23 protein-coding genes and 2 pseudogenes are annotated in these 21,215 nt (G+C 69.2%); 13 read left to right on the plus strand and 12 right to left on the minus strand.

The genetic code is table 11. The annotated features are described in order from the left end of the window. The first annotated feature begins 39 nt into the window (after nt 1-39). The 3 genes and pseudogenes from LPC10_RS19550 (at nt 40) to LPC10_RS19560 (ending at nt 2,084) form a co-directional block, all read left to right on the plus strand. Nucleotides 40-501 (plus strand): hypothetical protein, encoded by a 462-nt coding sequence (locus LPC10_RS19550; protein ID WP_003597852.1) that lies wholly within the window; start codon nt 40-42, stop codon nt 499-501. 167 nt (nt 502-668) lie between these two features. Continuing rightward, complete coding sequence (locus tag LPC10_RS19555) at nt 669-851, plus strand: hypothetical protein (RefSeq protein WP_017484328.1); 183 nt, start codon at nt 669-671, stop codon at nt 849-851. A gap of 521 nt (nt 852-1,372) precedes the next feature. Further along, nucleotides 1,373-2,084: pseudogene (locus tag LPC10_RS19560) on the plus strand (hypothetical protein). A gap of 126 nt (nt 2,085-2,210) precedes the next feature. Here LPC10_RS19560 and LPC10_RS19565 read toward each other — a convergent pair. Next, entirely contained in the window at nt 2,211-2,354 is a 144-nt protein-coding gene (locus tag LPC10_RS19565) for a hypothetical protein (RefSeq protein WP_017484325.1), read from the minus strand. A gap of 367 nt (nt 2,355-2,721) precedes the next feature. Between LPC10_RS19565 and LPC10_RS19570 the strand changes: the two genes are divergently transcribed. Then, nucleotides 2,722-2,973 (plus strand): hypothetical protein, encoded by a 252-nt coding sequence (locus tag LPC10_RS19570; RefSeq protein ID WP_012455893.1) that lies wholly within the window; start codon nt 2,722-2,724, stop codon nt 2,971-2,973. On the opposite strand, the gene LPC10_RS19575 is transcribed toward LPC10_RS19570, so the two are convergent. The 3 genes from LPC10_RS19575 to LPC10_RS19585 all read right to left on the minus strand — a co-directional run bounded on the left by LPC10_RS19575 (nt 2,974) and on the right by LPC10_RS19585 (nt 5,445). Then, a complete protein-coding gene (locus LPC10_RS19575) occupies nt 2,974-3,669 on the minus strand; it encodes a VIT family protein (protein WP_012455894.1) in 696 nt (231 codons plus the stop codon). It lies immediately after the preceding gene. 5 nt (nt 3,670-3,674) lie between these two features. Further along, nucleotides 3,675-4,220 (minus strand): cytochrome b, encoded by a 546-nt coding sequence (locus LPC10_RS19580; protein WP_012455895.1) that lies wholly within the window; start codon nt 4,218-4,220, stop codon nt 3,675-3,677. A 367-nt stretch (nt 4,221-4,587) separates the two neighbouring features. Continuing rightward, nucleotides 4,588-5,445, minus strand: a complete 858-nt coding sequence (locus tag LPC10_RS19585; RefSeq protein ID WP_012455896.1) for a DNA starvation/stationary phase protection protein — start codon at nt 5,443-5,445, stop codon at nt 4,588-4,590. A gap of 263 nt (nt 5,446-5,708) precedes the next feature. On the opposite strand from LPC10_RS19585, the gene LPC10_RS19590 reads away from it, so the two are divergent. After that, nucleotides 5,709-5,936 carry a hypothetical protein gene (locus LPC10_RS19590; protein WP_012455897.1) on the plus strand — a complete coding sequence of 76 codons (228 nt, stop codon included), beginning with the start codon at nt 5,709-5,711 and terminating at the stop codon, nt 5,934-5,936. Between the two features lie 58 nt (nt 5,937-5,994). Here the strand turns inward: LPC10_RS19590 and LPC10_RS19595 are convergent. The 3 genes and pseudogenes from LPC10_RS19595 to LPC10_RS19605 form a co-directional block, all read right to left on the minus strand. After that, nucleotides 5,995-6,135, minus strand: a pseudogene (locus LPC10_RS19595) (glutaredoxin); the annotation flags it as partial. Between the two features lie 321 nt (nt 6,136-6,456). After that, complete coding sequence (locus LPC10_RS19600; RefSeq protein ID WP_231343950.1) at nt 6,457-7,269, minus strand: hypothetical protein; 813 nt, start codon at nt 7,267-7,269, stop codon at nt 6,457-6,459. 434 nt (nt 7,270-7,703) lie between these two features. Beyond that, nucleotides 7,704-9,158: a tyrosine-type recombinase/integrase gene (locus LPC10_RS19605; protein WP_017484323.1), complete on the minus strand. Its 1,455-nt coding sequence runs from the start codon at nt 9,156-9,158 to the stop codon at nt 7,704-7,706. 568 nt (nt 9,159-9,726) lie between these two features. Here LPC10_RS19605 and LPC10_RS19610 point away from each other — a divergent pair. Together LPC10_RS19610 and LPC10_RS19615 are read left to right on the plus strand one after the other, a co-directional pair. Beyond that, on the plus strand, nt 9,727-10,398 hold the full coding sequence (locus tag LPC10_RS19610; RefSeq protein ID WP_012455900.1) for a hypothetical protein: 672 nt from the start codon (nt 9,727-9,729) through the stop codon (nt 10,396-10,398). Nucleotides 10,399-11,539: 1,141 nt separating this feature from the next. Further along, nucleotides 11,540-12,649 (plus strand): hypothetical protein, encoded by a 1,110-nt coding sequence (locus LPC10_RS19615; RefSeq protein ID WP_231343951.1) that lies wholly within the window; start codon nt 11,540-11,542, stop codon nt 12,647-12,649. Nucleotides 12,650-12,730: 81 nt separating this feature from the next. On the opposite strand, the gene LPC10_RS19620 is transcribed toward LPC10_RS19615, so the two are convergent. Further along, nucleotides 12,731-13,597, minus strand: coding sequence for an alpha/beta fold hydrolase (locus LPC10_RS19620; RefSeq protein ID WP_231343952.1), 867 nt, complete (start codon nt 13,595-13,597; stop codon nt 12,731-12,733). A 186-nt stretch (nt 13,598-13,783) separates the two neighbouring features. Here LPC10_RS19620 and LPC10_RS19625 point away from each other — a divergent pair, with 186 nt between their 5' ends. From LPC10_RS19625 to LPC10_RS19635, 3 genes are read left to right on the plus strand one after another with little or no spacing between them, the layout of a single operon-like run. Next, the gene (locus LPC10_RS19625) at nt 13,784-14,833 is read left to right on the plus strand and encodes an iron ABC transporter substrate-binding protein (RefSeq protein WP_231343953.1); all 1,050 of its coding nucleotides are present in this window, start codon (nt 13,784-13,786) and stop codon (nt 14,831-14,833) included. Then, complete coding sequence (locus LPC10_RS19630; protein ID WP_231343954.1) at nt 14,830-15,882, plus strand: iron ABC transporter permease; 1,053 nt, start codon at nt 14,830-14,832, stop codon at nt 15,880-15,882. Before LPC10_RS19625 ends, LPC10_RS19630 begins: the two co-directional genes overlap by 4 nt. Further along, the gene (locus tag LPC10_RS19635) at nt 15,879-16,652 is read left to right on the plus strand and encodes an ABC transporter ATP-binding protein (protein WP_231343955.1); all 774 of its coding nucleotides are present in this window, start codon (nt 15,879-15,881) and stop codon (nt 16,650-16,652) included. Before LPC10_RS19630 ends, LPC10_RS19635 begins: the two co-directional genes overlap by 4 nt. Before the next feature lie 225 nt (nt 16,653-16,877). Here the strand turns inward: LPC10_RS19635 and LPC10_RS19640 are convergent, their stop codons facing one another. From LPC10_RS19640 to LPC10_RS19655, 4 genes are read right to left on the minus strand one after another with little or no spacing between them, the layout of a single operon-like run. Then, on the minus strand, nt 16,878-17,621 hold the full coding sequence (locus tag LPC10_RS19640; RefSeq protein ID WP_231343956.1) for a molybdopterin-dependent oxidoreductase: 744 nt from the start codon (nt 17,619-17,621) through the stop codon (nt 16,878-16,880). Continuing rightward, entirely contained in the window at nt 17,618-18,343 is a 726-nt protein-coding gene (locus LPC10_RS19645; RefSeq protein ID WP_231343957.1) for a cytochrome b/b6 domain-containing protein, read from the minus strand. The genes LPC10_RS19640 and LPC10_RS19645 overlap by 4 nt, the downstream gene beginning before the upstream one ends. Beyond that, nucleotides 18,340-18,936 (minus strand): SAM-dependent methyltransferase, encoded by a 597-nt coding sequence (locus LPC10_RS19650; protein WP_231343958.1) that lies wholly within the window; start codon nt 18,934-18,936, stop codon nt 18,340-18,342. The genes LPC10_RS19645 and LPC10_RS19650 overlap by 4 nt, the downstream gene beginning before the upstream one ends. Further along, entirely contained in the window at nt 18,933-20,102 is a 1,170-nt protein-coding gene (locus LPC10_RS19655) for an acyl-CoA dehydrogenase family protein (RefSeq protein WP_231343959.1), read from the minus strand. Before LPC10_RS19655 ends, LPC10_RS19650 begins: the two co-directional genes overlap by 4 nt. 270 nt (nt 20,103-20,372) lie before the next feature. On the opposite strand from LPC10_RS19655, the gene LPC10_RS19660 reads away from it, so the two are divergent. From LPC10_RS19660 to LPC10_RS19670, 3 genes are read left to right on the plus strand one after another with little or no spacing between them, the layout of a single operon-like run. Then, a complete protein-coding gene (locus LPC10_RS19660) occupies nt 20,373-20,660 on the plus strand; it encodes a hypothetical protein (protein ID WP_231343960.1) in 288 nt (95 codons plus the stop codon). An 18-nt stretch (nt 20,661-20,678) separates the two neighbouring features. Continuing rightward, nucleotides 20,679-20,912 (plus strand): hypothetical protein, encoded by a 234-nt coding sequence (locus LPC10_RS19665; protein ID WP_231343961.1) that lies wholly within the window; start codon nt 20,679-20,681, stop codon nt 20,910-20,912. 3 nt (nt 20,913-20,915) lie between these two features. Beyond that, on the plus strand, nt 20,916-21,134 hold the full coding sequence (locus LPC10_RS19670; protein ID WP_231343962.1) for a hypothetical protein: 219 nt from the start codon (nt 20,916-20,918) through the stop codon (nt 21,132-21,134). Nucleotides 21,135-21,215 lie beyond the last annotated feature (81 nt).

Below are 21,215 nucleotides of genomic sequence, written 5' to 3' on the forward strand. Positions count from 1 at the left end.
CCTGTCGGAACAGGACCGTTCGCGAACGGAGTGGACACGATGATGCTGTCGCGTAGGGGCGTGTCCGGACTGGCCGCGCTGATGGCTTGGCTCGTGGCGAGCAGGGCCTCGGCGACCCAATCGGCTGACCCCAAGACCCATCGGGTCGCACTGCAGGTCAGTTCTCGCGAGAACGGCGTGTTCGACCTCGCCCTCAACAACGCGGTCAATCTCGCACGCGAATACAGCAATCAGGCCGAGGAGCTTGAGGTCGAGATCGTTGCCTATGGGCCGGGTCTGCACATGCTGCGGGCCGACACATCGCCCGTGACGTCGAGGATCCACTCCATCACCGAGAGCGTGCCGGGAATCGTACTCTCGGCCTGCGGCAACACCATCAAAGCCATGGAGAAGGCAGAGGGGCACCCTCTGGAATTACTGCCACACGTCGGCATCGTTTCGGCTGGTGCAGTCCGTCTCGTGGCACTTCAGGAGGCAGGTTGGAGCTATCTCCGCGTTTGATCGCGCCGGGTCGCCGAAGGCTAGCCATTGGTTGGTCGCGAGACTGCCTCAGGGGTACATCGAGTGCACCGTTCACACATCCGCGTTTGGCGTAGTCCGCCTTCGGTCGCGCAGTAGCTGGTTCCTCGGCGCACACGACGCGCTCAAGGTTTTACAGGAACCGATGAATGCTCGGAATCGCCGTCCCCGCCGTGGCGCTGGCCATGGTCGTCGTCACGCCTGCCCTTGCGATTGAAGTGACGAAGAGCGTGATGGTGCCTGCATCGCCCGAAGCGGTCTGGAAGATGGTTGGCGGGTTTTGCGGCATCGGCAACTGGCACCTCGTCATCGAGAAGTGGGTGCTGTCTTAGAAAGGCGGCAGGCAGGAGTGAACATTGTCGATGAAGGGCAGTGACACCATCATGGAGGAAGAACAGTTCCGCGGCGACAAGAAGATAGACTACACATGCACGATAATCTCCCGCCCGCTGCCTGTGTAGAGCTATAAGTCCATGCTCATAGTGTAGAAGGACGGGAGCGGATCGAAGGTATCCTGGGCCGGAAACGTCAAGCCCAAGGGGGCCTTTGATGCTAAAGCCAAGGAGACAATTGCTGAAGTCTAGGAGGCGGGCCCGAGGGTCATCGCCGACAAGTCCCAGTAATCACGTCGGCAGGCGCAGAGATTTTGGGGCCGCTCTTTCGCACTTGGAGCGGGATCGGCCTAGATCAAAATCCGTCACCGTCGAGTAAGACGCGGATCACACCCAGGGCGTCGCCAACGTACTGCTACGCCCCGCAGCGACCTGACTGGGCGATCACATGGTGTTGCTTCGCGCCGAACCGTTCCTCTGACCTCCTATCTTCCAGGGCGACATCGAAGGGACGGTCGAGAATGCGACAGGTGAAGGTCAGGCTGATCGAGCCGGGGCTGCCGCCCCGGCGGACGCGCTTGAAAATTCCCGGTTGGGCGGGCGATCCGGAGCCCCGCACAGAAGGCTCGCAGGATTATGCCTGGCACTGCATCCCGCTCTTGGAAGCGGTCAAAGGCGGGATCGAGCTGTTCTACGCCTACGACGCCGAATTGGGCGTGAGCACCAGGGCCGCAAGACTGGTCTTTGAGGGAATTTCGCCGAGCCCGGCGGACCGGGACCGCAAAGGCCGCCGCTCTGGAGCTTCGGCGAGGCCTACTACGCCTATCGGATCCTCATCGACCTAAGGGTCGAGGAGAATTAGGTGATCAGGACCGAGATCCACCCACGCTTCTACACCGACTGGACCGGAACAGTGCCGGTCGCAATGCCGGCACTCATCCGGCACTGGGGGCCGACGATGTACTTCATGGTGTTCAAGGCCCCGGACGAAGGCCGCAGGCATATCTTCCGGAAGGACGAGCCGTTCATGCAGGTGTCCGTCGTCTCGGTTGAGGCCGATTTCGAGCTCATGGCGATGAACGAAGAGGAGGCGCCGAGCGCGAACTCCAATCGCGACGCATCTACCCCAGCCGCGAGACGCTGGCGGCGGACTCGCAGTGGACCTCGGCGACCCACACCGTGTTCGGCGGAACCTACCGGCGCATCCTAGGCGCCGCCAAGAGCCAGCGGTAAGGCTGGGCGGGGTGCGGAACCATCCACCCCGCCGCATCAGGCTCTGTACCCGTACGGCATGTCGCAGCAGTGATGGTGATGGTGGCGATGATAGTAGTATTGCGCCTGCTGTACCGTGGCCTCGCCCTAAGAGGCGGCAAGTAGCGGTTTGGCCTTCGCCGCGACCTCGTCCGGCTCCTTTAGGAGCGCCACAGCGTCGGGGATGGGCTTGGGCAGGTCGGCGTAGCTCTCGGCACGCATGGCCGCGGTTAGCACGGTCTGGGCAGGCATCGCGGCCTGTGCTGGGTCGGCGGCCGCGAGCAGGTTGACGGCCCCGATCAGGCAGCGACTGGCTTGTCCATCGACGGGAACCTCCCTTGAATGGCGCGGCCCGCCCCGGGAAAAGCGCGGACGGAAGCGCCGCCGGAAACACCACCTGCGGTAAAGCAGTTCCGGCTTGCCCAAGGCCAGGCAAGCACTTCTCCAACATGAGCATTGAAGTGCTTGCCGCCACTCGCTATTGTCGGTGCCGGCATTCGATGAAATTGATTTTAGTCAATTTCATTCACATCTTCAGTTGCTAAATGCAGCTCGACTACACACTGCATCGTCGTCGCAGACATGCGGCGTGTGCCTGCCGCTTTTCGAGGAGACTGCGATGGCGAGACGTTTGCGTTGGTTCCTGCTGGTTCAACTCGCGGTCGTGCCTGCAGCGTTCGCCCAGCAACCTGCGGCGTCACCGGACGCGCCGGCGTCCTTCGTCGAACCAACGAACGCGGCCCACCGGCACTGTTCCGGCTCGTGTCTGAAGACCGGCGCCCTGCAGTGGTTCTGCCGGCCCGACCAGACGTGCTCCATCGATTGCGCGACCGCGCCGCCGAAGATGCACTGCCACGATCCGCAGCGGTAGTCAGACGGCCTTGCCGACCAGGCTCCCGATTCCTGCCGTGACGGCCATGGCCAGTACGCCCCAGAAGGTCACCCGCGCCGTCGCCCGGGCGATGGGGGCGCCGCCCGCCTTGGCGCCGAGTCCCCCAAGCACCGCCAGGAATACCAGCGAGGCCCCCGACACCGTATAGACCGCGATGTTGCCGGGCGAGAGCGCCGCCGTCGCCAGGGGTAAGGCCGCGCCGGCCGAGAAGGTCGCCGCCGAGGTCAGCGCCGCCTGGACCGGCCGAGCCGTCGTGACCTCGGAGATGCCGAGCTCGTCCCGGGCATGGGCGCCGAGCGCATCCTTGGCCATCAGTTGTTCCGCGACCTGCAAGGCGAGCGCATGGTCGAGGCCCCGGTCGACGTAGATCCGCGCGAGTTCCTCCCACTCGGCGGCCGGGTCGTCGCCGAGCTCGCGCTGCTCGCGGGCGAGGTCGGCCTGCTCGGTGTCGGCCTGGGAACTCACCGAGACGTACTCGCCGGCCGCCATCGACATCGCGCCTGCCACGAGGCCCGCGCTGCCGGCGACGAGGATTTCACCCGTGTTGGCGGACGAGGCTGCCACACCCACGATCAGGCTCGCGGTGGAGACGAGGCCGTCATTTGCGCCGAGGACGGCGGCTCGCAGCCAGCCGATGCGGTCGATCAGGTGCCGCTCCTGGTGGACGGGTCGCATGGGCGTCAGGATCCCCGGGGCAGCATGCGGCGCAGGACGGCGTCGTGCCAGAGGTAGTGGTGCACGAGGGCGGCGACCGCGTGGAACAGGGCCAGGACCATCAGCACGTTGGCGGCCAACCCGTGCCAGTGAGTCAGGGGCCGCCGCCACTCCGGGTCGCCGATCTGCGGCAGGCTGACCGGGCCGAGGGAGACACCGCGCACGAAGGCGTTGGCGATGCCGAGGCCGACGATGACCAGCAGCAGGACGTAGAGCGCGGCGTGGGTCGCCTTCGCCAGGCGATGAAGGGGCCCAGGGTCATCGACCGGCAGGTCGCGGCCCCGGGCCCGCCGCCAGATGAGGAAGGCTACGACGAGGCCGGTGAGGACGAAGCCCAGGTCGAAATGGGCCGACCAGATGCCGGAGCGCAGGGCACTCTTTGGGACAAGGTCTTCGAGGAACGTCCCGACCAGCCATAGGCCGAGCACGAGCGCCGCGGTCAACCAATGCAGCGCGATGGTGCCGCCGTCGTATCTCGCCGTCGGCCGTGTCGTATCGTCGGGTGCATTCATGGTCGAGATCCTGCCTACGCCGGTGATGCTGCCGGGGGATGACGGTCGCCGACGGCTGGACCCGCCGGGGCTATGGCTCGCCTGCCCTTGGCGCTGATGAACCAGAGACCCTCCGGGTCCCGGCTCGACAGCCGCGGGCGGATCAACCCGCGTTCCCTCAGGGACCGGACCGTGCGCATCTCCCAGGGCTTGGGCGAGACGAGCGGTCCCTCCCGGTCGAGCCGGAGCAACATGGCTCGCTGGCCGGGCGTGAGGGGAGGCTGAGGCGTCGTTCGATCCCGGGGGCGCATCTCTAGTTTGGAATTAATATAAACTGATCGCGGGTCAAGGGGAAACCCCGCGCCTGACGGCGCGGGGTTGGCTGTCGTCAGGGCTTGGCGGGTGTTTGGGCCGGAGCCTGCTGGCCCTGCAGGTCGACCGGCTTGTTGTCGTTGAGGTCCCAGCCGGTGTTCGGGTCGGTGTGCGTCCGCTGGAGCTGCGCCCGCATCTGCCACTGGTACTTGGCGATCCCGTGCTCGACCTCCTGCAGCAGGTTCGACGTGGTGGGGTCGACGTCCTCGGTCGTCTTGATGGCCGCGTGCACCTCCTCGCCGACGCGCTTGTAGGCGTTGGTGAACCACACGAGGATCTGCGCATCGTCGAGGAAGCCGCCGGGAATCTCCGGCACGCCGGAAGTCTTCACGATGGTGTTCGCGCGCCCGTCGGCCGAGACGCCGACCGCGAGGAGGCGCTCGGCGATGGTGTCGGCGTACTTCGACAGGCCCTCGTAGTGCTCCTGCAGCAGGAGGTGCAGCGGGTAGTACAGGGTGCCCGATGCGTTCCAGTGCGCCTGCTTGGTCTGCAACTGGAGTTGCTGCAACTCGGTCAGGGTCTGCTGAAGGGCGGCGACGTCCTTCTTCATGCCCTCCTCGCCGGCACCGAGGTCGATGACCGGCTGGCGGCTGACCTCGTTCGTCGGGAATGCCCCGAGGGGCTGGCGGCTTGTCACCTGGGTCTGCGAGGACTGGCGAACGCCCTCGGTCTTGTTGCTAGGGCCCTGTGAACCCGCGGGCTGGGTCGCGGTGGTTTCCTGGGCGACCTGCATGCGCGCCAGGATCTGTGCGGCGGAGGGGGCGACCGCCTTGGCGGGGGTTGAGGCTGGGGCGGCCTCGCGTGCCAGGGCTGGTGTGAGCACGGTCGAGGCCAGGAGGAGCATGGCCGCCAGGGCGTGGATCGGACGGGTCATCGGGAACCTTGGGAACGCTGCATTGGGTGAGGTCCCGCACGCCTTCGGGCAGCCGGGAAGCCCTAGCTGGGACGAACACGGCCTCCCCCTCGTTCCGGTATGAACCCGAATTTAGGCACCGGGGATTCCTGCCCCGCTTGTCCCCTGGCGAGGTCTCGGCCATGTCACGGGAGCGTTTTCGGATAGGTTTCCGGAGGCCGTTCATTGCTTGACCTCATCGTCGGGCGCGCTGACGGGCGGCCTCGCCCGAGGGGAGCAAACCGTTGACGTCCACGCGGCGCTTCGAGGTGCGGTTGGCGACCCGCGACGGACGTCGGGTCCTGACGGCGCAGGCGGAGCGCGAGGTCGCGCTGATGGCCGAGTCGGTGATGAGGCGTTACGGCGACGACATCCTCGACGTGGGCTTTTCGGTCGCGGCCCCCGACCCGGCGGCGAGCCGGCGGATCGCCCTCTACCTCTCGACGCTGGTCAACGAACTCGACCCGGCTTGAGGTCTACGCCCCGGTTCTCGCGCGGGGCAGGTGGTTCCCAGGGTGGTGCGCAAGACACTCAACGGTGCATCGCCAGCATCCAGAAGGCCATAACGACCATCATCACGTTCTCGGTGAGCGGGACGAAGCCGAGCGGGACCTTGCTCGACCCGCCCACGCAGGCGCACTTGATGTCGCACTTGTCGAGATGGACCGCCTTTGAACACCGAGACTGAGTCTAAGCGGGCGCTGCGAGCGAGCCCCGCGGGGGTGCGGTTTCGCGACTTCGAGGCCGGGTATGAGGTTGCGCTGACCCGATACCCTGCGCGCGTGGCATCCGAGCGTCGGCCTTGACGCCCATCGCGCCCACTTGGTTGTCCCATTCGGATGCCACTTTGGGCGGGGCGCAGCGGGCGCCCGACGCAGCGTGGCCGGCTCGCGCCCCTACCGGAACCGGATCGGGCAGGGGCGGAGCGTTTCTTGAGACCGGATCGGCGGGTCAGGTGTCGACGCACGGTCGCGTAGCGGGAAGCGATTCCGGCTATCGAGGTCCGGCAGCGGATGCGCTGCCCGTCGGCCAGGATGCCGCCGGCAGTTCCGGGACGGCGTCGCGACAGGACCTGGCAATCCTCCGCATGCCCCGATCCCGCCTGTTGGAGGCGGCCGGCGATGCCGGCGTACCCAGCGCCCGTTCGATGTCGTCCAGCCGATCCGCCAGATCGGACAGGCGTCCGGCCAGGGCTTGGTCAGCCGGATGGGATGCCGGGGACATCAGGTCGGACATCGTCGCGAGTTCGACAGCGGCCGCGTCGGGAACCGCAGCGGCGACCTCAAAGGTCGCCGCCAGCAGGATCCCGATGCGTAGGGTCTCAAGCGTCGGAAGCCCGCGGTCCATGGCGGCCTTCACGGATCGGCCGGGCAAAGGCACCCGGACCGGCAGCGTCCTCGCGGCGGCTTCGGTGCCGCGTCCCTGCAGGCCATGCTTGGGCGATGCGGCAGGCCCATGAGGCCGCCCCGCCCCGAACGTCAGGAGCCACGGGCGCCGCGCGCAGCGATCGGATGCGTCCCGACGCTTCGCGCCGGACGCGAGCTCTCCGCCGGCAGCGTGACCGGCGGACCGCCTAGCGCGCCTGGCTTGCAGGGGGTCCCCTCCGGAGACCACGGCCACGTCGAGGTGGGTCCAGACGCCGCCCTCATGCAGGAAGCCGAGCGGGGCGACGAAGCCGACGTCGGCTTGGCCGCCGGCCGCGGCCCGCGCGAGCATCGCGGACATGTCCGCCCGGGATGCCGCCGCGTCCTCCATGGATGGACCGCAGGTCGGCCGCCCGATCTCGTGTCCGTCGATGACGGTCATGAACCGTCCTACGCACGCGAGCCCGCAGCTGGCCAACAGCGCGGCGTAAAGAGCGGAACCATCGTCAGAAAAGAACCCCACGACCATTGCCACCTCCGTCAGTGCACGCTCGAACCTCGCCCCCTGCGACGCTTATTTATACCATCAGTATAATACCTGCGACAAGGTGGCGGTGGCGCGGAGCCGACCCGAAGCCGTCATGAAGGTTACCGCAAACCTCCAGGATGCAGACAAATGACCTTGGGTCACGTCGCGTGGCTCGCGACGCCCAGGCGCTTGCTCCCGGGACGAGGCCATCACGCGAGGGCGACGCCGATGGGCGAGGCGAGACCCGCTGCCCGTAACGGTTCCTGGGGGGGACGGAGCAAGCCGGTCGCGCGGACGGCTGCCCGTGCGGATGCCGGATGCGCCCGACCGCCCGTCGAAACCGCGCCCTACCTGGGATGCGCCCGCGGCCTGAGGGTCATCTCATCGCGGATCGGGCTGCCGTCCAGCGGGGGCAACTTGAGCTTGGCGATGGCTCGACGCGCCGCGCGCATGTGCGGCCCCTCGCTGTATACGTCCAGGGTGATGCTGCTGCGCTTGTGCCCGACGATCGCGGAAATCATCTCGCCCGGCACCCCGGCCTGCTCCATGCGGCTGCTGAACCAGCGCCGGAAGGAGTGGAAATTCACCAGGGACCGCCGCTTGCCGGGCACCACCTCGTCGACCCCGACGCTTCGGCGGTATTCCGTGAACCGGTTCGAGGCCTTGAAGCTGCGCTCGCGCATCGAGTCGGCCTTCTTGACGGGGGGCCATTCCGGAAAAAGGTCGTCCTCGGGCTGCTTGCCGGCCGTTCGCCGGGCGACGAGTTCCGCCAGGTCGGCATGGATCGGGACGTAGCGGGCCGACGCCTCCTGCTTCTGAGGCTTGAACAGGAAGCAATTGTACGCCGTGTCGCGGACCTTCAGGTCGACGATGGCGTCGAGCCGCGCCCCGGTCAGCGCCCCGATCAGCATCAGGTCTCGCAGCTTCGGCGGGGCGGGCCCGCGGAGCAGGTCCGCGAGTTCACTGTCCTTGAAGGGCCTCTCCTTCTGGTCGTGCTTCTCCTTCGGGCCCTTGAGGCGGACGTTGGCGAACACGTTGCCCGACACGGCCGCCGTCCTCGGCACCATCCACTGCCAGTAGCCGGAGAGCCGGCCGATGTACTTGTTGAGCGTCACGTGGTGGAGGCCGGTCATCTCGACCAGCGCGTCGGCGAAGGCGTGCGCGCGCCTCACGTCGATCTCCTGAAGCGTGGCCGGGATGCGCTCGCGCTTGCACCATTCCTGCAGGAAACGCAGCGCGCGGGCGTCGTCCGCCCGGGTCCGGTCCTTGACGAAGAGCTGCTTGCGGTAGTCCTCGTGCATCAGGTCGACGGGAGTCGCCCGACCGTGCGAGATCGCCGAGAAGAGCATGGCCTTCTCGGTCTGCTCGGGAAGCGCCTCCTCGACCTCGTTCGGACCTTCCTCGGGATCTTCGACCCTGACCCAACGCGCGTCCTTCCAGCGGATCTCCGCATGGCGCTCGTAGACCGCCTCCTGAAACTCCTGCCAATCCTCGGCACTGCCGTTCCGCTTGAGTTCCTCGGCGACCTTCGAGAACTCAACGGCGATCTTCATGTCGTCCACGCCGGGGCGCCCCACCGCCTCCATGGCCTCCGCGATCCGCCGCTTGAAGCGCTCCACGTGCTTCCTCTTGAGCACGTTCGCCTCCCTGAGGCTGTCCGTGCCGAGATTGTGCACGAGCTTCGTGGCCCCGAGGGCGCGCCGCACCGGTACCGGAACCGAGACCGTGACCCGCCACGTACCGCCGTGCAATTCCAGGTAAGCCTTCTTCGGGTCGGGCGTGCGGGCCAAGACGTACTCCATGCGGAGCCCAGCGCGGCGACGCTTCACTCCTGCCAAGCGGGATGCCGGGCACCTCAGACAGTCAATCGTCGGTCCGCTGCAGTGTCGATGATGGGGCGAGTACCTTGATCCAACACTAACGCGTCGTGCTGCTGCCAACCGGCTCCGCCCCGGTCCCCAAGCCGGTCGCCGTGCTAGTCGTGGGCGAATAATTATACCGTAGATAAGAAACGATGGCCACCGCCCGGCGCGCAGCTAGGACCGATGCGCGTCGGCGAGAGCGAGCTCATGTCACTTCATGCCCAGCGAGATGCAGGGCCGATGACACGACCGGACCGTCATGCCGGTGCTTTGCTCCCTTTTGGCAGGACGCATCACGCGCCGAGGGGCGCCTCATACACCGGGATATGGATGTGGGTTTCTCCGGAAGCCTCGCGACCGTGCCGACGCGGGTATGCAGCAGCGCCCACAGGGTCCGAGTCCGGTTACGCGCTCTCAACCACGCCATCGTTTTTGCGGCGCGGGTAGCCTGGGCGTTCACGACTGCGAGTCTTGTTCCGTGCACCCTGTTCGCAACTTGGGGGGATACATGGACCAGCGGCTCCTGGCACAGCTAACCGGAATGGCCAACAAGCACGCTCAGGCGTTGAACGCCTTACCCGTTCGGGAACGCATGGAATACATGCGCTCGCTCGTCGGGTCGGCTGACTGTGCCTGGGCCGTGTTCCCGGACGGGGAGGGATCGGGCGTCCCGCACGTGATCCTCGTCAAGGGGAAGCGCGTGGGCCGGCGTATGGAGAAGTCCGGCCGCCTCAAGGGGAAGGTGACCGCGGTTCCATGCATCGACCGCTTCATGGCGGAGGCGTTGAACGATGCCTTCGGCGACGGGTCCACCACCTTGCCAGGAACTGCGCAACCCTCTCCTGAAGTCGCGGCCTTGCTGCGTGCGAACACGACCGAGATGCGCCGCCTTGTCGATGAGGCGAACCGAAACGGCGATCTCGTGAGGGACGGAAAGGTGACCGTGGAAGACCTTTTCCTCCGGGCCGACGTGGTGCACGCGGTCTGGTCGGACCCATCCTCTCCCGGTGGCGTCGGCAAGATGCTGGCCAAGGGCGAAGGCCGGCTCATGCTCATCAGCCAGGGCACCAAGGGCGTTCCCACCAGAACCGTGGCCCTCCGGTTCCTCGACCGCGTCCAGGCCGAGCAAGCTTGGCTCATTTACGGCGACGGACGCGGCGCGATGAGCCAGGCATCCTGAACCGGCCTTCGCGTTCGGCTTCACCCGTAGTCGCGGGCGAGCGGCGTGGCATTGCCGACCCGGGGTCACACGGGCCATCGGCACATGGGCTTGCGGTTCTCGCCGGGGACGACGGAGGCGGCATGACCTGCACGCGCCCGGGATCGAGGACGGTCGGCAGGCTTCGCGGTCTGCCACCCTCCTCAGGCGGACGAACGACGGCGCTGTCGCAACCCAAGAACGGTCCGATCAGGCCGGGGCGGTGAAACGCGTCGAACGGACCCCTGCCGTATCACGGACCGCGAACGCGCATGCTCCAAGGCAGAACAGGCACGCCGGCGAAGGCCGCTCCCTTGACCCGTGCGGCGCTTCGCACGAGGGCGAGGCTGTCCCTACACACGAACACGTCGATGCGTTGTTCCGGGGTGGGGCTCTCGAAGCGTCGCCGCTCCGGCATCCGAGCTGGATGGAACCACGACGGACCGGGTCGAGCATGACCGCGGGATCTGGCGGCGAAGGCCGCTGATCCCCATCCGAGGCGGGGAACCCCTGGCGGTGGTAGGACGAGGCCCAAGGATCCATAAATCCCATGGCCCTCCCAAGCCATCTCCCGACAAGTCACGGAGGGGAAAGAGTATTTTTCCAGTTCAATGGCTTAGCTCCGACCGGGGTAACGGTCCCCTCAGCTCCACCAAGTTTTCCCGACGTGGAAAGCGCTATGGTGGCAAAGGGTTGGCGGGTGAGCCGGCCTAAATTCGGCACATTCAGCATATCATGAGTCGGCCCTCGGGCGGCATGCGTTCGGGTTGCGAGAAGAGCTTGCTGCTGGCAAGCCGGGCAACTCCGTAGCGGTTGAGGCTCGAACCTTCGCAGACACTCGTCTCGGGTTGGGCCAGCGGCAGAACGCGTCGTTCGATGCTGAACGACGTAGGGATACCTTGTCAGTTCTGCGGCAACCAAAGAGCGAAACGGTCTCGCGCAGCACCCTTTTGGCAAGAACAAAAGGCATCGCCCGAGCCCTCTTCCGGTCTCTACAGCCAAGCTCGTTCACATACATCAAGAACAGTGCGCCGGATCGGGCAGTTTCCGTTCGCGCATTTTTCTCAGAACCCTTTCGACACTTGTGACGTTTTGAGGCGTCTCAAGTTTCGGAGGGAACGCCATGAAGACGATTGCCATGGGTCTTGCCGCGCTGCTGATGAGCACGTCAGTCTACGCTCAGAGCGCGGCCACCGGGGGAGCCGAGCGCGGCGGTATGCGGGGCGGCACCGAGCAGGCCGGCGGACAACCCGGAATGTCGGGCGGCGCACGCGGCGGCATGGACGCCAGAGGGAGCGAGGCGCGCGGCGGCGGAGGTGCCATGGGTGCCGAGCGCAGTGCCGCGCGGGGCGATCAGGATCGCAGCGCAGCCGGCCGGGGCGAGGCGGCGCGCGGCGACATGGCGCGCGGCGAGCGCGGTTCGGAGCGCAACATGGATGGCCGGGCCGGCCGCGACAGTGCCGAGCGCAGCGACACCATCCGCGACAGCCGCACCCGCGCCGAGCGGACCGACCGGATCCAGGATCGCACGCACGACCGCACGCGTGTCAACAGCCGGACCGATGTGCGCTCCACCACCGTCGATGGCGGCTTTCACCGCGAGGGCCGCTACGTGTTCATCGGCGGTCGGCGCGTCGTGTACGGCTCGCCCGAATACCGCCGTCTGATCGTCACCGAGCGCCGCAGCACCGGTCCGCGCCGCTACGTCACCATCCGCGGCCAGCGGGTGATCTACGGCTCGCCGGAATATCGCCGCCTCGTCAGCGTCGGCGAGAGCCGCCGCTACGTGACGATCCGCGGCCAGCGCGTCCTCTACGGCTCGCCCGAGTACCGCCGCCTCTCCACCACCGTCTCGACCACCGAGCGGCGCGGCGGAACGGTCAACGCGGGCTTCCGCGAGCGCAGCGAAGTCCGTGGCTCCGAGACCCGGACCGACCTGCGCAGCCGTAGCAGCGAGACCCGCGGCAGCGAGCGCAACGAGATGCGCAATGAGATGCGCGCCTCCGATCAGACCCGCGGCACCGAGCGCGGCGGCCGTTCGATGGAGCAGGGCCGAGGCGGCGAGGGCATGCGCAATGTCGGCATGCGCGGCGAGGGCAACGAACGCGGCGGCGTCCGCAACGCCTCCGAGCAGGGCGGCGGCATGGGCAGCACGGGCGGCAACCGCGGCGGTGAGCAGCGCGGCGGGATGGAGTCCGGCTCGCGCGGCGGCGCCGGCATGAGCGGTCGCTGACGGCCTCTTCCGCAGGATCGGAAATCCAAAGGGATCATCCCTTTGGCGGGGTGCCGGGGCAGAGCCCCGGCACTCGTCCGTTCAAGACGACCGCAAAAACGCGATCAGCGCCGCGTTGACCGCGTCCGGCGCGTCGTGCTGCACCCAGTGGGTCGCCTGCGGAAAACGCTCCAGGCGGCCCTGCTCGCACAGAGCCAGGCTCGCCTCGGCGAGCCCGGTCTGGAGCGCCTGATCGCGCTCACCCCACAGGATCAGCGTCGGCGCGGCGATCTTCGGCGGGTGGCGCTCGCGGGGCAGGCGGGCCAGCGCCCGGTACCAGTTCAGCATCGCGGTGACCGCGCCGGGGCGCAGCCATTCCCGTGCGTAGCGGTCGAGATCGGCCTCGCTGAAGGTGCCGGCCCGGCTCGAACCGCGCATCAGCGCCCGCAGGAGATGCCCCCGGCGCGCGCTCAGCAGCCGCTCGGGCAGCAGGGGAAGCTGGAAGAAGCCGGCATAGGCGCTGCGCAGGGCCTGCCCCGGATGGCGCCGGAGATAGGGGCCGAACACGCCCGGATGGCAGGCGTTCAGCGCGGCGAGCCGCTCGACCCGCTCAGGGTGGAAGCTTGCCACCCAGAACGCGACCAGCCCGCCCCAATCGTGCCCGACGAGGTTGAAGCGCGCGAGCCCGCAGGCATCGGCGAGCGCGATCACGTCCTGAGCGAGCCGGTCGAGATGGTAGGCCGCGATTCCCTTGGGCCGGTCGCTCAGGCCGTAGCCGCGCTGGTCGGGGATCAGGAGGCGAAGGCCGCTTCCTGCGAGCGGAGCGATCTGGTGCCGCCAGCCGAACCAGAATTCGGGAAAGCCGTGAAGCAGGATCGTCGGCGGCCCGTCCGCCGGCCCCGCCTCGGCGACGTGCAGGCGCAGACCCCGGAGGTCGATATGGCGGTGGCTGACGGCCGGATCAGGCATCGTTCGGGGCAAGCTCGCGGAGGATCGTTGGGGATAGGGGTGCTCGGCCAACCCGAGAGGGCCGGCGCGGTTCGGGCGCGAACGCGATCGAGCATGGTCCCGCATCGTCTTTTCAGACAAGTCGGCCCCACCTTTCGGGACGATGCTCTATAGCTAGTGTCCGACCACGGGAGACGCCTTGCCCCGATGCCGCTGCTCCGCTGCCTTCTCGCGCTCGCCTGTCTATGGCCAGTCCTCCTGTGGCCTTGCCTCGCGGCGGCCCGGCCCTTCACCGACGCCGCCGGGCGCCGGGTCGAGGTGCCGGAGCGGGTGATCCGGGTCCTCGCCGCCGGGCCGCCTGCGGCGGTGCTGCTCTCCACCCTGGCGCCCGACAAGATGATCGGCTGGCCGCGTGCGCCGAGCCCGGAGGAGCGCGAATTCCTGAGCCCCGCGCTGCGCGACCTGCCCGCCACCGGGCGGCTGACGGGGCGGGGCGGCAGCGCCAATGTCGAGGCGGTTCTGGCGCTCAAGCCCGACCTCATCGTCGATGTCGGCAGCACGGCGGCGACCTACGCCTCGCTGGCCGACCGGGTTCAGGCGCAGACCGGCATTCCCTACCTGCTGCTCGACGGGAGCTTCACCGCGACGCCCGAGACCTACCGGACGTTGGGCCGGCTCATCGGCACGCCCGAGGCCGGCGAGGCGCTGGCCGCGGAGGCGGAGAAGATCCTGAAGACCGTGGCCGAGGCGGTGGCCGCGGTGCCGGAGGAGAAGCGCCCGCGCGTCTATTACGGCCGCGGCCCCCGCGGGCTGGAGACGGGCCTGTCCGGCTCGATCAACACCGAGATCATCGAGGCGGCGGGCGGACGCAACGTCGCCGGCCCCGGCGCGGGCGGGCTCGCCGCGGTGTCGCCCGAGCAGGTGCTGGTCTGGAACCCGGACATCATCATCGCCCTCGATCCCGATTTCCCGAAGCTCGCCGCCGCCGATCCGCTCTGGAACGGGCTGAAGGCGGTGCGCGAGGGCCGCGTCCACGCCATCCCGACGCTGCCCTTCGGCTGGGTCGATGCGCCGCCGGGGGTCAACCGCCTGATCGGCCTGCGCTGGCTCGCCGGGCTGTTCTTCCCCGAGCAGTTTTCGCAGACGCTGGGCGATGCCGTGCGCGACTTCTACCGGCAGTTCTACCGGGTCGATCTCACGCCCGCGCAGCTCGACCGTCTCCTGCGCGACGCCGCCGGGCCGGGGCCGACCCGGTGAGCGAGGCCGCGAGCCCCGTCGTATCGCCCCCCTCCGCACGGCGGCGCCTCCTGCCACTGGCGATCCTGGCGCCGGCCGCGCTGATCCTCCTCGTGCTGGTTTCGCTCGGGATCGGCCGCTACCCCGTGCCGCTCGCCGACGTTTCTTGGGTGCTCGTCGCCAAGCTCTTCGGCCAAACCGCCTCGCTCGACCCCGCCGCGCAGACCGTGGTGCTGAACGTGCGCCTGCCACGGGTGTTCGGAGCGCTCGTGGTCGGAGCCGGGCTCGCGGCGGCGGGGGCGACCTATCAGGGGCTGTTTCGCAATCCCCTCGTCTCGCCCGACATTCTCGGAGTCTCGGCCGGCGCGAGCCTCGGCGCGGTGCTCGGCATCGTGCTCGCCCTGCCGGTGGCGGCAATCCAGGGGCTCGCCTTCGCCGGCGGGCTCGCTGCGGTCGGCGCCGTCTACGGCGTCGGGCTGGCGGTGCGGCGGCACGATCCGGTGCTGACGCTGGTGCTGGCGGGCGTTGCCGTGGGGGCCTTGCTCGGCGCCGGGATCTCGCTGCTCAAGGTGCTCGCCGACCCCTACAACCAACTGCCCGCCATCACCTTCTGGTTGCTCGGCAGCCTCGCCTCCGTCACGGTGGGCGACATCGCCGCGATCCTGCCGGCAATGGTGCTCGGGCTCACGCCCCTGGTGCTGCTGCGCTGGCGCGTGAACCTGATGAGCCTCGGTGACGAGGAGGCCCGCGCGCTGGGGCTCGAGACGCGCCGGCTGCGCCCGCTCCTGGTGGCGGGCGCGACGCTGGTGACCGCCGCCGCGGTCTCGGTGACGGGGGTGATCGGCTGGATCGGGCTGATCGTACCGCACGTCGCCCGGCTTCTGGTGGGGCCGGATTTCCGCCGCCTGCTGCCGGCCTCGATGCTGCTCGGCGCGGGCTACCTCACCGCGGTCGACCTGATGGCTCGCACCCTGGCCACGATCGAGGTGCCGCTCGGCATCCTCACGGCGCTCGTCGGTGCGCCGTTCTTCCTCTGGCTGCTGGCCGCGGGAAAGCGGGGCTGGGCATGATCCTGGAGGTTCGGGATCTCGTCTTCGGCTACGGCGCCCGCGCGGTCGGCTCCGGGGTCAGTCTGACCGTGGGAGAGGGGGAGGCGCTCTGCCTGCTCGGGCCCAATGGCGGCGGCAAGACCACGCTGTTCAAGACGATGCTCGGCCTGCTGCGTCCGCTCGCCGGGAGCGTCCAGCTGGACGGCACCGACCTATCGGAGTTGCCACGTCGCGAAGTGGCAAAAAAAATCGCCTACGTGCCGCAGGCGCACGCCGCCTTCTTCCCCTTCACCGTGCGCGAGGTGGTGCTGATGGGCCGCGCGAGCCGGCTTCCCGCCTTCGCCAGCCCCGGCCCGGCCGACCGCGCCGCGGCCGAGCGGACGCTGGCGACGTTGGGCATCGGCCATCTGGCGGAGCGGATCTACACCGAGATCAGCGGCGGCGAGCGCCAGCTCGCGCTGATCGCCCGGGCACTCGCCGGCGAGCCGCGGCTCCTGGTGATGGACGAGCCGACCGCGAGCCTCGATTTCGGCAATCAGGCGCGGGTGCTGGCCCAGGTGCGGCGCCTGTCGGAAGCCGGGATCGCCGTGGTGCTCTCGACCCACGATCCCGGCCACGCCTTCCTCTGCGCCGACCGGGTCGCGCTGCTGCATGGCGGGCGCCTCGTCGCGCTGGGGCCGCCCACAGGGACGGTGACGCCGGAGCATCTCCGACTGCTCTACGGGGTCGAGGTTGCGGTGGTGCCGCTGCCGGGGCAGGGGCGGACGGTCTGCACGCCGCTGATCGGGTGAGGCTGGGGCCAAGCGGATTGCTCGGAGGCCGGCGCATCGTTTCCGTCCGATCTCTTCGGTGCCGCCTCCTGCCGTCATCCCGGGGCCGCGGAGCGGAACCCGGGATCCACCCGTGATGCGCGCTGAGCAATCGCACCGTGCCCAGTCATGGATTCCGGGTTCGCCTTCGGCGCCCCGGAATGATGGTTGTGGGGGTTGAACCGAACCGATCAGACGGAAGCCGCGTCAAATCCCCGCGTACCAGGAAAACCCCAGTTCCGAGACCATGCTGCCCCGGCCCTGGCCGAGCCCGTTGACCCGATCGGTGGCCTCGATGCTGGCGAGGTATTTCAGCGACTTGTAGCCGAGCTGGCGCTCCACCCGCAGGCGGACCGGCGCGCCGTGGGCCACGGGCAGATCGCCGCCGTTCATGCCGTAGGCCAGAATCGTCTGCGGGTGCAGGGCGTCGAACAGGTCGTAGGTGTCCCACCAGCCGTCCACCGTGCGGATCACGATGAAGCGCGCCTCGCGCTTCAACCCGACGCTCGCCAGCACATGCGAGAGCATCACCCCGGTCCAGCCGCCGATCGCCGACCAGCCCTGCTCGCACGCGTGCAGCGTCACCTGCGTGCGGGCCGGCATCGCCCTCAGTTCGGCCAGTGTGAAGGCGGCGGGCCGCTCCACGAGGCCGCTCACCGGCAGGCGCCAGTCGGAGAATCCGATCGCCTTCGAGCGCCGGTAGTCCAGGTTGTCGGGATCGGTGGTGTTGATGGTGGGAAACACCGCCGAGATCGCCTCCGGCCCGAATTCCCGCACCAGCGGCTGGTCACGCAGCAGGAAGCGCTGGGTGGCGAGCGTCAGGGTGTCGCTCAGGCCGTAAAGGCCCGAGCGGCGCGGGCCGTTCTCGATCAGTTCGCAGCCGCCGAGCAGGCCGCCGAGCCCGAGTGCCGAGGAACCGAGCATCAGCCTGCGGCGGGTGAGATCGCTCATCGCGGGTGCTCCTCCGGCATCGCCGGTCCGGATTCCGGCCGGGCGGCGCGCCCGGTGATCATGCCCCGCATCAGGTCGAGCGGCCCGTTGGCGAGCACCTGCCAGACGTGGATGAGGAGGAAGCCGACGAACAGGGCCGCCGACAGGAAGTGGATCGTGCGCGCCGATTGCCGGCCGCCGAACAGGGTGAACAGCTCCGGATAGGCCGCCGTGACGCCGGGCGACATGGTCAGCCCCGAGAGCAGCATCACCGGCGCCAGCACGAGGATGACGGCGAGATAGGCGAGTTTCTGGAGCACGTTGTAGCGGCGCGCCACGCCCGGCCCCTTGAGATGCAGGTGCGCGCGGATGTCGGCGGCGACGTGCCGGGGGTGGAGCTGGTCGCGGTCGGGCGCCAGGCGGCGCAGGAGGTGCCCGCTCGCCAGCGCGAGAAGGAGATAGAGCGCGCCGTTGAGCACGAAGATCCAGGCGGCCAGGAAGTGGAGGTTGCGGCCCCAGCCGGTCTGTTCGAGGTTCACCGGCAACGGCAGGACGATCCAGGCCGGGGCGCCATTGGCGCCGGTCTCGCCCCAGAACAGCCGAGGCAGGGCGAGCAGGATGGCAAACCCGCTGACGAGAAGCGCCCCGAAGGCACCGGCATTGATCCAGTGGGTCAGGCGCACCCAGAGCGGGTGGCGCCGGACGGCTTTTTCTTCCGCACGCGCCGTCATCGCCGTCGTCATGGCCTGTCCGCCCGACGCAGCACGTCGAGGCGGTAGGCCTCCGTGCGCAAGCCGGGCAGCACCCGGCAGAACCGGGCCGCGCCCGCGATGAAGCCCTCCGCCGCCGCGTCGCCGGAGAGCGGATAATCCGTCTCGCCGAGCCAGTGCACGAGGACACACTCGCCTCCCGGCTCCAGGCTCGCCTCCACCCGCGCGACGAGGCGGGCCAGATCCGCCGGGCTCAGGAAGTAGAGCATCTCGCCGAAGACGATGAGGTCGAACCGGCCCTCCGGCCAGACCTCCGGCACCGCGCCGCGGAGGAAGCCGACATGCGGATATTTGGCGCAGCGCACCCGCGCGGCATCGAGCGCGGCCTCCGCGATGTCGAGGGCGGTCAGCGCCCCGCAGCGGGGGGCGAGCGCCCGGGTGAAGACGCCGATGGAGCAGCCGACCTCCAGGGCGTTCGCGTAGCGCGCCCGCGGCAGGGCGCGAAGCGTGGCGTCGTACTTCTCGGCCTCGTAGGCGCTGGAGGTGAAGCGCCAGGGATCGGGATCGGAGGCGTAGATCTCCGCGAAGTAGCGTTCCGGCAGCGTCTCCGTGCGCCGGCCGCTCATCCCACAGCCTCCGCGACGCGCGGGAGGGCGGCGCCCTCGTCGAGCCCCGGATCGGGCCAAAGCGCGTGGAGCGGCTCGCCAGCGGCGAGCGCATGGGCGGCCATGCCGGCCAGGGCGAAATCCGGGGCCGGCTGGCGCAGATAGGTCGCGAGGTCGCGCATCAGGCGCTCCAGGGGATGGCTCTCGAGGAAGCCCGCAAGCCCGATGGAGCGCTGCGCCAGGGCGATCACGTCGAGCCCCGCCTGCTCGACCGCGGCGCGGGCGAGATTGACATAGGCGATGACCCGTTCGGGCGGGCCGGCTTCCGCGGCGGCGATCCGGGCCGCGCGGGCAACGAGCAGCCGGCTCGTCTCCGCCGCGACCATGGCCTGCCCGAACCGCGCCTGCTGGTGCGGATCCTCGGCCCGGCCGGTGGCGACGAGATGCGCCCGGTGCGTCTCGATCACCGCCTCGATCCCGCCGAGCTGGACCGCCAGGAAGCGCCACGCCCCGGCGAAGAAGAACGGCTGGCGCCCGTAATCGTCGGGCGCACCGATCACCTCGCCGTCCCGAAGGCCGAGGCCGGAAAAGTCGACCGTGCCGGTGGCCGACGCCCGCATGCCGTGGGCACGCCACGCCGACAGATCGGCCCGTGCGCCCGGTTCGAGGCGCATCACCAGCATCAGCCGACGCCCGTCGGCGATCCGCGCCGTCACGAGCGGACGGGTGACGAAGCCCGCCCCCGAGGCGTAGCTCTTCGAGCCGTGGAGGCCGCCCGCACCGTCGAGGACGAGGCCGCCCTCGGCCGGTTCGGTGTTCCACACGCCGAAGAGATGCCCCTGCGCCGCGTCGCGGGCGAGCCGCCAGGCGCCGGGCTCGTCGGCGTAGCGCAGCACCAGCGCGAGCGCGTTGACGTGCCCCTCGTAAAGCCGCCCGACCGCGAGGTCGTCGCGGCCGATCTCCGTCAGCAGCCCTCGAAGCGCATCGACCCGGCCCGGCTCGCACAGGCCGCGTCCACCGAGCGCCGCGGGCAGGGGAGCGGACAGGAGCCCGGACCGACGCAGCCGGGCGATGGCTCGGGTGGGAAAGCCGCCATGCGCGTCCTCCGCCTCGTCGCCCAGCCCACCGCACAGTCCGTCATCGGGTGCCGGAGGCCGAGCGAGGGGAAGGAGCGCGTGGGGCGGCAAGAGCGGCTCAGGGTTCGAGACGAGAACAATCCGTCCGATGGCGCCGGCGCCCGGGCGGGCAACGTCAGTCCACTGGCGGGGGCCGCACGTCTCGCGCGAGAGGTGCGACAACATAGATTAGAGCGCGGACGGCGTCTTCCCATGCGGTGCGGTTGCGGCAGATTGGATTCGTCACCGGGCGCGCGGCGTCGGAACCGCGGGGCGCATTCCCGGCGTTCAAGCCTTCAGCCGGACGAGGGACGCGGTTCGGCGCAGCATCCGGAGAGGACGATGGCGGAGGACACCGAGCGGCTCGGCCTGTTGATGGGCGTGTTCGAGCTGGCGCTCGGCCGCCTGTTCGAGGCGAGCCCGGGGGGCGGGCAGGCACGCGACCTGTTCGTGGAGGACGTGCGGCGGCTTCTCGCCGATACCCGCGCGCTTCAGGATGATTCCCCGGCGGTGCAGACCTACGAGGCGCTGCTGCGGCGCCTCGGCGCCACCCGCCCCGGCGACGCGGATGGGCTCGGCGTCGTGCCGACGCCGGAACAGGGCGTGCCGCCGGTCGGGTCTGGCGTGTAGGCAGGGGAGGACGACAGCGTGAGCGACACCGAACACGACGATCCCTCCGGCGAGCCGAAGCTCGCCGGCATCCTGACCTTCCCGCCGGAGGTGGTGGCGGCGCTGGACGAGCATTGCGCGGTCGAGCGCCTGCCGCGGGACCGGGCGATCTGCGAGATCGTCGCCGAATATCTGCGCTTCAAGGGCTATCTGCGGGCTCGTCCGGTGCGCGCGCACCACGCGCCCCAGGGCGAGCAGCCGGAGGGTCATTAGACGATGGCGACCTCGTTCAAGGGCCTGTTCCTGTGCCCGCCGAAGCAGCCGCGCCCGAGCCATGTCCGGGTTCAGGACGGGGAGGGCGGGCAGACGACTCTGACCCTGGAGGCGTACGAGGCCCGCGCCGGCCAGCCGCCCTGGCAGAGCTTGCCCTGGGAGGGCGAGCCCGGCCCCGTGCCGGACGACGGCGACAAGCACGGCCCCGAGATCAGCATGTGAAGGCGGCTTGGCCCGAGCGGTCGAGCACCGTTGTCATTGCGAGGCGGAGCCGAAGCAATCCAGGGCGCTGCGCTTTCTGAA

It is taken from the genome of Methylorubrum sp. B1-46 (assembly GCF_021117295.1).
GTDB lineage: Bacteria > Pseudomonadota > Alphaproteobacteria > Rhizobiales > Beijerinckiaceae > Methylobacterium.

Excerpts from the sequence above, each read along its gene's own strand:
- LPC10_RS19550 (WP_003597852.1), top strand. The coding sequence starts at position 40 with ATGATGCTGTCGCGTAGGGGCGTGTCCGGACTGGCCGCGCTGATGGCT.
- LPC10_RS19555 (WP_017484328.1), top strand. The coding sequence starts at position 669 with ATGCTCGGAATCGCCGTCCCCGCCGTGGCGCTGGCCATGGTCGTCGTC.
- LPC10_RS19565 (WP_017484325.1), bottom strand. The coding sequence starts at position 2,354 with ATGCCTGCCCAGACCGTGCTAACCGCGGCCATGCGTGCCGAGAGCTAC.
- LPC10_RS19570 (WP_012455893.1), top strand. The coding sequence starts at position 2,722 with ATGGCGAGACGTTTGCGTTGGTTCCTGCTGGTTCAACTCGCGGTCGTG.
- LPC10_RS19575 (WP_012455894.1), bottom strand. The coding sequence starts at position 3,669 with ATGCGACCCGTCCACCAGGAGCGGCACCTGATCGACCGCATCGGCTGG.
- LPC10_RS19580 (WP_012455895.1), bottom strand. The coding sequence starts at position 4,220 with ATGAATGCACCCGACGATACGACACGGCCGACGGCGAGATACGACGGC.
- LPC10_RS19585 (WP_012455896.1), bottom strand. The coding sequence starts at position 5,445 with ATGACCCGTCCGATCCACGCCCTGGCGGCCATGCTCCTCCTGGCCTCG.
- LPC10_RS19600 (WP_231343950.1), bottom strand. The coding sequence starts at position 7,269 with ATGACCGTCATCGACGGACACGAGATCGGGCGGCCGACCTGCGGTCCA.
- LPC10_RS19605 (WP_017484323.1), bottom strand. The coding sequence starts at position 9,158 with ATGGAGTACGTCTTGGCCCGCACGCCCGACCCGAAGAAGGCTTACCTG.
- LPC10_RS19610 (WP_012455900.1), top strand. The coding sequence starts at position 9,727 with ATGGACCAGCGGCTCCTGGCACAGCTAACCGGAATGGCCAACAAGCAC.
- LPC10_RS19615 (WP_231343951.1), top strand. The coding sequence starts at position 11,540 with ATGAAGACGATTGCCATGGGTCTTGCCGCGCTGCTGATGAGCACGTCA.
- LPC10_RS19620 (WP_231343952.1), bottom strand. The coding sequence starts at position 13,597 with ATGCCTGATCCGGCCGTCAGCCACCGCCATATCGACCTCCGGGGTCTG.
- LPC10_RS19625 (WP_231343953.1), top strand. The coding sequence starts at position 13,784 with ATGCCGCTGCTCCGCTGCCTTCTCGCGCTCGCCTGTCTATGGCCAGTC.
- LPC10_RS19635 (WP_231343955.1), top strand. The coding sequence starts at position 15,879 with ATGATCCTGGAGGTTCGGGATCTCGTCTTCGGCTACGGCGCCCGCGCG.
- LPC10_RS19640 (WP_231343956.1), bottom strand. The coding sequence starts at position 17,621 with ATGAGCGATCTCACCCGCCGCAGGCTGATGCTCGGTTCCTCGGCACTC.
- LPC10_RS19645 (WP_231343957.1), bottom strand. The coding sequence starts at position 18,343 with ATGACGACGGCGATGACGGCGCGTGCGGAAGAAAAAGCCGTCCGGCGC.
- LPC10_RS19650 (WP_231343958.1), bottom strand. The coding sequence starts at position 18,936 with ATGAGCGGCCGGCGCACGGAGACGCTGCCGGAACGCTACTTCGCGGAG.
- LPC10_RS19660 (WP_231343960.1), top strand. The coding sequence starts at position 20,373 with ATGGCGGAGGACACCGAGCGGCTCGGCCTGTTGATGGGCGTGTTCGAG.
- LPC10_RS19670 (WP_231343962.1), top strand. The coding sequence starts at position 20,916 with ATGGCGACCTCGTTCAAGGGCCTGTTCCTGTGCCCGCCGAAGCAGCCG.